Raw genomic sequence first — 9,265 nt, 5'->3', positions numbered from 1 at the left:
GAGAAATGCAGGCCGACGCCGAACATCAAGAGGATGACGCCGATCTCGGCAAGCTCGGTGTCAAGGCTTGCGTCGGCGACGAAGCCCGGCGTGTTCGGCCCGACCAGCACGCCGGCCACGAGATAGCCGACCAGCGGCGGGATGCGGAAACGGTTGGCGAGCGCGCCGAAAACGAAAGCCAGCCCCAGACCGGCGACGATCGTGGCGATAAGGGGCGTGTCATGCGGCATTGTCTATGGAGCGCCTTTCGAAAAAATCACGATGTAGGATAGGGCCGCCCTGCAATATGGGGGGAGGCAGGGCCGCGAGGCAACCCGTAAAGCCGTGAAATCGAAAGGCAAAGGGGCACGAATGCCGGGCGAAGGGCAGATTGCGCTTGCCCGGCGGGCGCCGTCAGGCTGCCTGGAGCAGGCTTTCGATCTCAGGGATGGTGTGGTTGGTCAGCGTCTTTGGAATTTCCACCGTCACCTTGTCGCCGACAAGCTTGTGGAGCTTCCGGCGCATTTCGCCCAGCACCAGCGGCGGCGCGATCAGCACGATCTCCTTGAAGGCGCCGCGATTGGCGAGCCCATAAAGCCGTTCGGCGATGTCGTCGGCGAAGCGCTCCTTGCCGATACGATGCCAGTCGGTGTCCTCGACCGCGCTGCGATGGATGGACGGCCCGTCATTGTAGCGGCCGGGGCGGTCGCTGCCTTGCTCGCGCGTGGCGGGGTTCTCCTGCTCCATCTCCTGCACGACCTGCAGGTCCGGATTGCGGGTGTTGCCTTCATTGCGCAGGAACAGCGCTTTCTCGCCATCGGCGACCACGATCCAAAGGCCATGTTTCAGCGTGACGTTGCTCATGCGGGCTCCTCCTGCTTTTGCCGTATTGCGAACCCATTGGCGGCGGGTGGCCGGCGGGGTTCCGTATGGCAAACGTCCTCTGAAGCTGGAATGTTCCGATATTGGTCAGGCGCTCATTCAGCCACGCGCGCCGGCCGGCGACGGTATTGCGGCTTTAATCTACTAAATTGGTAGGATTTAGAAAAATCTGTTTTGTAGCGTGGAGCATTTGCAGCTAAAAACGCATGAGATCAGGGCCCGCAACAGCGGCTTCAATCCGATCCTCTCCCGGATGTGGAATTTTTTTCTCCTGCTCTTCGCGCTCGCGAAAAAGCGATTGCCTGCCATCGCGGGATGCGCGAGTGCTTTGCTTCTGGTTTTTCACGCCCGCGCGTAAAACTGCCAAATTGCTCAGGAATCTGCTCGCCATGTCGCAGGCCAATGCCAAGCTCAACGCTTTCCCCGTCTTCATGCGGGTCGAGGGCGAAGCCGTGGCCATTGTCGGCGGCGGCGAGGCGGCACTGGCCAAGGCGCGGCTCGTCGGCCAGTCGAGCGCGGCGCTGCGCATCATAGCGCAAACCGCCGAAGCCGAGCTGCTGTCTTTCATTGTCGCGACCGGTGCTGTCCATGTCGCCGCCGCATATGAGGCTGCGCATCTCGAAGGCGCGGCCATGGTGTTCGCCGCCAGCGGCGACGAGGCGCTCGACCGCCGCGTTGCCGAGGACGCGCGCCGCTTAAGCATTCCGGTCAATGCGGTCGACCGGCCAGAGCTTTGCGATTTCTTCACGCCGGCGCTGGTCAACCGCGCGCCGGTCGCCATCGCCATCGGCACCGAAGGCGCCGGCCCGGTGTTGGCGCAGATGCTGCGCGGCCGCATCGATCGCATGCTGTCGCCGTCGCTCGGCGCGCTGGCCACGCTTGCCGCGTCCTTTCGCGGCGCCGCCGAGCGCTTGCCCAAGGGCACCGGCCGCCGCCGCTTCTGGCGCGACTTCTTCGCCGGCGCTCCGGCGCGGGCCGTGGAGGCGGGCGAACTGTCACGGGCGCATGATGCCGCTGTCGAGCTGCTTGTCTCCGACGCGCCGGCCTCGGGCCACATCGCGCTGGTCGGCGCCGGTCCGGGCGCCGAGGATCTGCTCACGCTCAGGGCGCATCGCCTGCTGATGGAGGCCGACGTCATCGTCCATGACGCGCTGGTGCCCGACGCGATCGTCGCCATGGGCCGCCGCGACGCCGAGCGCCTGCCGGTCGGCAAGCGCAAGGGCTGCCATTCCAAGAGCCAGGAAGAGATCAACGCGCTGCTCGTCGAGCTCGGCCGCGAGGGCAAGCGCGTCGTGCGGCTGAAGTCTGGCGACCCGCTGGTGTTCGGCCGCGCCGGCGAGGAAATGGCGGCACTTCGCGATGCCGGCATCGCCTATGAGGTGGTTCCCGGTGTCACCGCGGCCTTCGCCGCCGCCGCCGATTTCGAACTGCCGCTGACGCTGCGCGGCGTGTCGTCGTCGCTGGTGTTCACGACGGGCCATGACCTTAAGGGCAATTCGCTGCCCGACTGGGCCAAGCTCGCCATTTCCGGCGCCACCGTCGCCGTCTATATGGGCCGTTCGGTCGCGGCCGAAGTCGCCGGCCGGCTGATCGAGGCGGGCCTGTCGCCCGACACCGCGGTCGCCGTGGTCGAGAACGCCAGCCTCGGCAACCGTCGCCGCTTCCACGGCACGCTGGCCGACCTGCCGTCGCTGGAGGCCCGCGCCGATCTCACCGGCCCGGTCATGACCATCATCGGCGATGCGGTCGCCGGCGCCAATTTCGAACGTTCCGAGCCGCTCGCGGCACACAGGCATGAAGATACGGCCAGCGTAGCGGCCGAAGGAGTTGAACAATGAAAGTTCTGACCGCGAACAGGCTCACCGACGGCATCGCCGTCTGGTACGCCGATGGCGGCTGGGCGGAGACGGTCGGCGGTGCCGACCTCGCCCATGACAAGGCGGCGGAAGACCGGCTGGAAGCGATCGGCGCTGCCGCCTACGCCAACAACGAGGTGGTCGACGTCAACCTGATCGACGTCACGGTGGTCGACGGATTGGTCGAGCCGGTGCGGTTGCGCGAAAAGATCCGCGCCGCCGGGCCGACCATCCGCGAAGATCTCGGCAAGCAGGCGAGCCCGCAACCCGTGCGGGCGGCATAGACCAAACAGGCAATGCGGGCGGACGCGCCCTGAAAGACGAAGCATGTACCGTTACGATGAGTTCGACCACGATTTCGTTCAGGCCCGCGTCGCCGAGTTCAGCGACCAGGTGCAACGCCGGCTTGCCGGTGAGATCACCGAGGACCAGTTCCGGCCGCTCCGGCTGATGAACGGCGTCTATCTGCAGCTGCATGCCTATATGCTGCGCATCGCGGTGCCCTATGGCACGCTGAACAGCAAGCAGCTGCGCATGCTCGGCCACATCGCGCGCAAATACGACAAGGGCTACGGTCATTTCACGACCCGCCAGAACATACAGTTCAACTGGCCGGCGCTCTCCGACATTCCCGCGATCCTGGCCGATCTCGCCAGCGTCGAGATGCACGCCATCCAGACCAGCGGCAATTGCATCCGCAACGTCACCGCCGATCATTTCGCCGGTGCCGCCGCCGACGAGGTTGCCGATCCGCGCCCCTATGCCGAGATCCTGCGGCAATGGTCGTCGGTGCATCCGGAATTCTCGTTCCTGCCGCGCAAGTTCAAGATAGCGGTGACGGGTGCGGAGCGCGACCGCGCCGCCATCCAGACGCATGACATCGGCCTGCACCTGAAGAAGAACGCGGCCGGCGAGCTCGGCTTCGCCGTCTATGTCGGCGGCGGCCAGGGCCGCACGCCGATGGTGGCGCGGAAGATCCGCGACTTCCTGCCGGAAGCCGATCTTCTCTCCTACTGCACGGCGATTCTGCGCGTTTACAACCTCTATGGCCGCCGCGACAACAAGTACAAGGCGCGCATCAAGATCCTCGTCCACGAGACCGGCGTCGAGGAGATCACGCGCCAGGTCGAGGCCGAGTGGCAGGAGCTGAAGGACGCCGAGCTGAAGCTGCCGGAAGCCGACATCGGTGCCATCAACGCCTATTTCACGCCGCCGGGTCTGGCCGAGCGGCCGGAAGGCGACGCGGCAGTGAAGCTGGCGCGGCTCGATTCCAAGAATTTCTCGGAATGGCTCGACCAGAATGTGGTGACGCATCGCCATCCCGACTATGCGGCGGTGACGATCTCGCTGAAGGGCATCGGCGAGGTGCCTGGCGACGCCACCGACAGCCAGATGGAGGCGGTCGCCGACATCGCCGAGAAATACGCCTTCGACGAACTGCGCGTCAGCCATGAGCAGAACCTGATCCTGCCGCATGTGGCGCGCGCCGATCTGAAGGCCGTCTATGACGCGTTGGTCGACATCGGCCTGGCGACGGCCAACTCCAACCTGATCAGCGACATCATCTCATGCCCCGGCCTCGACTATTGCGCGCTGGCCACGGCCCGTTCCATTCCGGTGGCGCAGGAGATCTCGCAGCGCTTCGCTTCGCTGGAACGGCAGCGCGAGATCGGCGAATTAAAGCTGAAGATCTCCGGCTGCATCAATGCCTGCGGCCATCATCATGTCGGCCACATCGGCATTCTCGGCGTCGAGAAGAAGGGCTCCGAGCTTTACCAGGTCACCCTCGGCGGCTCGGCCGACGAGAACACCTCCGTCGGCGAGATCATCGGCCGCGGCTTCTCGTCGGAAGAGATCACCGACGCCATCGAGCAGATCGTCGATACCTATCTCGGCCTTCGGCTCAGTCCCTCGGAACGTTTTATCGACGCCTACCGCAGAGTCGGTCCCGCGCCGTTCAAGGAGGCGCTCTATGCTGGCGAAACCAAGGCCGCTTGACCGGGTCGTTGATGTCGAGGCCGGCGTCGCCGCCGAGGCGGCGGGGCTGGACGCGCTTTACGGCCACCTCAGCCCGATCGAGGTCATCGAGCGCTCGGCGAACGAGCTGTTTCGCGGCGGCATCGCCGCCGTTTCCTCCTTCGGCGCCGATTCCGCCGTGCTGCTGCACATGATCGCCAAGGTCGACCGCGCGCTGCCGGTGATCTTCCTCGACACCGGCAAGCATTTCGAGGAAACGCTCGGCTATCGCGATGCGCTGGTCGCCGATTTCGGCTTCACCGACGTCAGGGTGATCAAGCCGGAAGAGGCCGCGCTCGAACGCGTCGATCCGACCGGCAGGCTGCACGAGACCAACACCGACGCCTGCTGCAACGTGCGCAAGGTCGAGCCGATGGCACGCGGCGTCGAGCCGTTCCGCGCCTGGTTCACCGGGCGCAAGCGCTTCCAGGCCTCGACGCGCGCGGCGCTTCCGGTCTTCGAGGCGGTCGGCTCGCGCATCCGCATTAATCCGCTGGCGCACTGGACGACTTCGGACCAGGCCGACTACATGCGCGCGCACGCGCTGCGCGAAAATCCGCTGGTCGCCTATGGCTATCTGTCGATCGGGTGCTTCCCGTGCACGCAGCCGGTACAGCCGGGCGAGGACGCGCGCAGCGGCCGCTGGGCCGGGCACGCCAAGACAGAGTGCGGCATCCACCTTTCCGGCCTGGAGAAGTCGCTGACCGACGCATCCCTTTAGGCTATGTTGATATTCAGGTGAGGCTGGCCCGCAATCGTCGGTGTCCTGCAGTGCTCACGCACCATGGGACGCTCCGCTCGGGCTCGGCCTGCCCTGAAACGCGACACATCCTTTGATTTTTGGATTTTGGGAATTTTGATGACTGAGCCGACCAAATCGGAAACCCGCCTCTGGACCCCGAACGGTTTCCGCGAGGACGAGTGGATCCAGGCCGAGAGCGCCGAGGCACTCGCCGGCAACGGCCGCTTCATCCTGCCGCTGCAGGCGTTCCTGGGGCTCGACCTTGAGGTGCGCAAGTCGGCCAGGGAACGCATCGGGGTGCTGCTGCAGCCCGGCGACGAGCTCGACAAGATCGTCGGCCTGCTCGACCAGCTGTCGCTGGTGGCGCTGGCCTTCCCGGCGTTCAATGACGGCCGCTCCTTCTCCAAGGGCGAATTGCTGCGCAGCCGCCATCATTTCGAGGGCGCGGTCCGCGCTACCGGCCAGGTGCTGGTCGACCAGCTGCCGCATATGCTGCGGGTCGGTTTCGACGAGTTCGAAATCTCGAATCCGGTGCTCTTGAAGCGACTTGAGGAAGGCCATACCGGCGGGCTGGGGCTCTATTACCAGCCGACCGCTGAGCCGGAGGCCAAGGGGCCGAAATATTCCTGGCGGCGCAAACGCGCGGGCTGACCCTGCGGTAACTCGTCGACGTCTTTACAACGCGCGCAAGCAGGCTTTCTCTGACCGCACGGACGGAAATATCCGCCGGGAGGAGACCATGCGCTACGACTATGTCATCGCCGGCGGCGGTTCCGCCGGCTGCACGCTTGCCGCCAGGCTTTCCGAGGATGCATCGAAGACGGTCTGCCTGATCGAAGCGGGCGGCGACGGCAAGGATCTCTTGATCCGCGCGCCGGCCGGCATCATCGCCCTGCTGCCGGGCCGGCCGAAGATCAACAATTGGGGCTTCGAGACGGTGCCGCAGGAAGGGCTTGGCGGCCGCAAGGGCTACCAGCCGCGCGGCAAGGCGCTGGGCGGCTCAAGCGCCATCAACGCCATGCTCTACACGCGCGGCCACGCTCGCGACTATGACGAATGGGCCGATCTCGGCTGCGACGGCTGGTCGTGGAGCGAGGTGCTGCCCTATTTCCGGCGCGCCGAAGGCAACCAGCGCGGCACTGATGCGCTGCACGGCGGCGACGGACCGCTCAGGGTGGCCGAGCAGCAGGAGCCGCGTTCGATCTCGAAAGCCTTCGTCGAGGCCTGCGGCGAAAACCAAATCCGCCGTAACGACGATTTCAACGGACCCGAGCAGGAAGGAGCGGGGCTCTACCAGGTCACGCAATTCTGGGGCGAGCGCCGCAATGGCGAGCGCTGCTCGGCTGCGGCCGCCTATCTGCATTCCGCGATGGGCCGGCCGAACCTCACCGTCATCACCGGCGCGCAGGCGACCGACGTGGTGCTCGACGGCAAGCGCGCGACGGGCGTGCGCTATCGTGCCGGCAAGAGCGAAGCCGTGGCTGAAGCCAGGCGCGAGGTCATCCTGTGCGGTGGCGCGTTCGGCTCGCCGCAAATGCTGCTGCTTTCCGGCATCGGTCCGGCGGCGGAGCTGGCAGTGCACGGCATTCCGCTCGTCCATGAACTGCCCGGTGTCGGCAAGAACCTGCAGGACCATCTCGATTTCATCCTGGCCTGGAAGTCGCGCGAGACCGAGCTGATGGGCATCGGCCTCCGCGGCCTGCCCGGACTGCTCAGCCATATGCTGCGCTGGCGCAGGGACGGCACGGGCATGATCGCCACGCCCTACGCGGAGGCCGGCGCCTTCCTCAAATCCGATCCGGCGCTCGAACGGCCCGACCTGCAACTGCATTTCTGCATCGCCATCGTCGACGATCACGGCCGCAAGCTGCATATGGGCTATGGCTTCTCCTGCCATGTCTGCGTGCTGAGGCCCTATTCGCGCGGCGAGGTTGGGCTGTCCAGTCCAGACTCGCTGGCGCCGCCGCGCATCGACCCGCGCTTCCTCGAGGACGAGCGCGACGCCGAGCTTCTGCTCCGGGGTGTGCGGATGATGCGCGGCATTCTGGAGTCGCCGGCGCTGGCCAGGTATCGCCAGAAGGAAATCTATACCGCTGGCGCTGCCAGCGACGCCGAGCTGATGGCGCATATCAGGGCCCGCGCCGACACGATCTATCACCCGGCCGGCACCTGCAAGATGGGCATCGACGAGATGGCCGTCGTCGATCCGCAGTTAAAGGTGCGCGGGTTGCAAGGGCTGCGCGTCGTCGACGCCTCGGTGATGCCGACACTCGTCGGCGGCAACACCAATGCGCCGACGATCATGATCGCCGAGAAGGCGGCGGATATGATCCGGGCGGCTGCCTGACGCCGTCTTGGTCAGACCAGCCTCTCCGGTTTTGCTCCGGAAGCCTTGCCTTTGTTGCTCACCGGGCGCCACAGAATCAATCTGGTAGGACCAATCGTGCGATTTGCGCTTCCCCTCCGCCCTGCTTGCCCTTACGATAGGGCTATATTTCGCGCCTCGAAATAAATAGCCAGCTAAGGGAGGAACCGGCATGGCAGGCAAAAGGATTCTGATGCTCGTTGGCGAGTTCAGCGAGGAGTATGAGATTTTCGTCTTCGAACAGGCCATGCATGCGGTTGGCCATACGGTGCATGTCGTGTGCCCCGACAAGAAGGCCGGCGACATCTTGAAGACCTCGCTGCACGATTTCGAAGGCCACCAGACCTACACCGAAAAGCTCGGCCACGACTACATCCTCAACAAGACCTTCGCCGAGGTGAACCCGGCCGACTACGACGCCGTCTATGCGGCCGGCGGGCGCGGGCCGGAATACATCCGCATCGACAAGCGCGTGCAGGCGCTAGTCAGGCATTTCCACGAGACCGGCAAGCCGATTTTCACCATCTGCCACGGCGTGCAGATCCTGATCGCCGTCGACGGTGTGGTGCGCGGCCGCGAGGTCGCGGCGCTGCAATACTGCGAGCCGGAAGTGACGCTCGCCGGCGGCATCTACATCGATGTCGCGCCGACCGGCGCCCATGTCGATGGCAATCTGGTATCGGCCAAGGGCTGGCCTGGCCTTGCAGCGTTCATGCGCGAATGCCTGAAGGTGCTCGGCACCGAGATCCGCGACGGCAAGGCGCTGATGCGCGACGAACGCAAGGCGGCTTGAAATATCGGGAAAAGCGCCGCTCGCAGCGGTTCCAGTCCCATGGAACCGCTGATCCTCTAAGCCTCTGATTTCTTGTGCAATTCCAGGCGGAAACCGGGCTGCGCAGCCTTGCTGGAATTGCTTCAGGCGCGGCGGCGCGTCCGGTCTTGCGGATGCGCAGCTACTGGCGGCGTTCGCCGTTGGCCGCCCTGGTTTCGATGTCATCGAGCTGGTCGAGCAGGTCGCGGAAATGCTCGGGCGTGTTCGTTTCCAGGCGGAATGACGGCAGCGTGCGCAGGAAGCGCTTCGTCGCTTCGCTGCCAAGCTGTCGTCTGATATCGGCGGCGAGTTCCGCGCGCCTTTCGCTTTTGTTGCCGCTCATCGTCCCAAATCCTGTGTCGGCTTCGAAACTCCCTCAACCCGGCAATGGTTCCCTCGCCGCCGCTTTCTCGCAAGCGAAGCCGGCGATCAAGGTAAAATTTGATTTAATATCGAACGGTCCCCTGGAGACGCAGCGAAACTGCGTTGGCTCGCTTGCCCCTTGATTTTTGGCCTTCAAACCTCGATATCGGGCGCAAATCCAAACCATTCGGAATGACGGGAAACGGCGATGAGCGACCAGGCAAAAGACGAACGCGCGCCCGAGGATATGG

The 9,265-nt window shown here is 65.0% G+C and carries 12 protein-coding genes; 7 read left to right on the top strand and 5 right to left on the bottom strand.

Annotation, left to right across the window (positions count from 1 at the left end; translation table 11 throughout):
* The 3 genes from EOA33_RS14505 to EOA33_RS14495 all read right to left on the bottom strand — a co-directional run.
* Nucleotides 1–230 (bottom strand): cation:proton antiporter (locus EOA33_RS14505; RefSeq protein ID WP_190234274.1); only part of this gene is annotated, 230 nt, incomplete at its 3' end.
* Nucleotides 231–393: 163 nt separating this feature from the next.
* A complete protein-coding gene (locus EOA33_RS14500; RefSeq protein WP_126058273.1) occupies nucleotides 394–843 on the bottom strand; it encodes a host attachment family protein in 450 nt (149 codons plus the stop codon).
* A gap of 214 nt (nucleotides 844–1,057) precedes the next feature.
* On the bottom strand, nucleotides 1,058–1,252 hold the full coding sequence (locus EOA33_RS14495; protein ID WP_127405928.1) for a hypothetical protein: 195 nt from the start codon (nucleotides 1,250–1,252) through the stop codon (nucleotides 1,058–1,060).
* On the opposite strand from EOA33_RS14495, the gene cysG reads away from it, so the two are divergent.
* The 7 genes from cysG (at nucleotide 1,251) to EOA33_RS14460 (ending at nucleotide 8,633) form a co-directional block, all read left to right on the top strand.
* Nucleotides 1,251–2,699 (top strand): siroheme synthase CysG, encoded by a 1,449-nt coding sequence (gene cysG, locus EOA33_RS14490; RefSeq protein WP_127405927.1) that lies wholly within the window; start codon nucleotides 1,251–1,253, stop codon nucleotides 2,697–2,699. The genes EOA33_RS14495 and cysG overlap by 2 nt on opposite strands.
* A complete protein-coding gene (locus EOA33_RS14485) occupies nucleotides 2,696–3,001 on the top strand; it encodes a DUF2849 domain-containing protein (RefSeq protein WP_126058276.1) in 306 nt (101 codons plus the stop codon). Before cysG ends, EOA33_RS14485 begins: the two co-directional genes overlap by 4 nt.
* A gap of 43 nt (nucleotides 3,002–3,044) precedes the next feature.
* Entirely contained in the window at nucleotides 3,045–4,715 is a 1,671-nt protein-coding gene (locus EOA33_RS14480; protein ID WP_127405926.1) for a nitrite/sulfite reductase, read from the top strand.
* Nucleotides 4,690–5,454 (top strand): phosphoadenylyl-sulfate reductase, encoded by a 765-nt coding sequence (locus tag EOA33_RS14475; protein ID WP_127405925.1) that lies wholly within the window; start codon nucleotides 4,690–4,692, stop codon nucleotides 5,452–5,454. The genes EOA33_RS14480 and EOA33_RS14475 overlap by 26 nt, the downstream gene beginning before the upstream one ends.
* Before the next feature lie 138 nt (nucleotides 5,455–5,592).
* On the top strand, nucleotides 5,593–6,126 hold the full coding sequence (locus EOA33_RS14470) for a DUF934 domain-containing protein (RefSeq protein WP_127405924.1): 534 nt from the start codon (nucleotides 5,593–5,595) through the stop codon (nucleotides 6,124–6,126).
* A gap of 88 nt (nucleotides 6,127–6,214) precedes the next feature.
* Nucleotides 6,215–7,822, top strand: coding sequence for a GMC family oxidoreductase N-terminal domain-containing protein (locus EOA33_RS14465; RefSeq protein ID WP_127405923.1), 1,608 nt, complete (start codon nucleotides 6,215–6,217; stop codon nucleotides 7,820–7,822).
* A 190-nt stretch (nucleotides 7,823–8,012) separates the two neighbouring features.
* On the top strand, nucleotides 8,013–8,633 hold the full coding sequence (locus EOA33_RS14460; protein WP_126058281.1) for a DJ-1/PfpI family protein: 621 nt from the start codon (nucleotides 8,013–8,015) through the stop codon (nucleotides 8,631–8,633).
* Between the two features lie 160 nt (nucleotides 8,634–8,793).
* Here EOA33_RS14460 and EOA33_RS14455 read toward each other — a convergent pair whose 3' ends face one another.
* Together EOA33_RS14455 and EOA33_RS39720 are read right to left on the bottom strand one after the other, a co-directional pair.
* The gene (locus EOA33_RS14455; RefSeq protein ID WP_126058282.1) at nucleotides 8,794–8,994 is read right to left on the bottom strand and encodes a hypothetical protein; all 201 of its coding nucleotides are present in this window, start codon (nucleotides 8,992–8,994) and stop codon (nucleotides 8,794–8,796) included.
* A gap of 33 nt (nucleotides 8,995–9,027) precedes the next feature.
* A partial coding sequence (locus tag EOA33_RS39720; RefSeq protein ID WP_210212573.1) for a hypothetical protein occupies nucleotides 9,028–9,265 on the bottom strand: 238 nt, incomplete at its 5' end.

This window comes from Mesorhizobium sp. M4A.F.Ca.ET.050.02.1.1 (assembly GCF_003997725.1).
Lineage (GTDB): Bacteria > Pseudomonadota > Alphaproteobacteria > Rhizobiales > Rhizobiaceae > Mesorhizobium.
The sequence above is the reverse complement of the archived record's forward strand: the minus strand, read 5'-3'. Positions and strand labels throughout refer to the sequence as shown.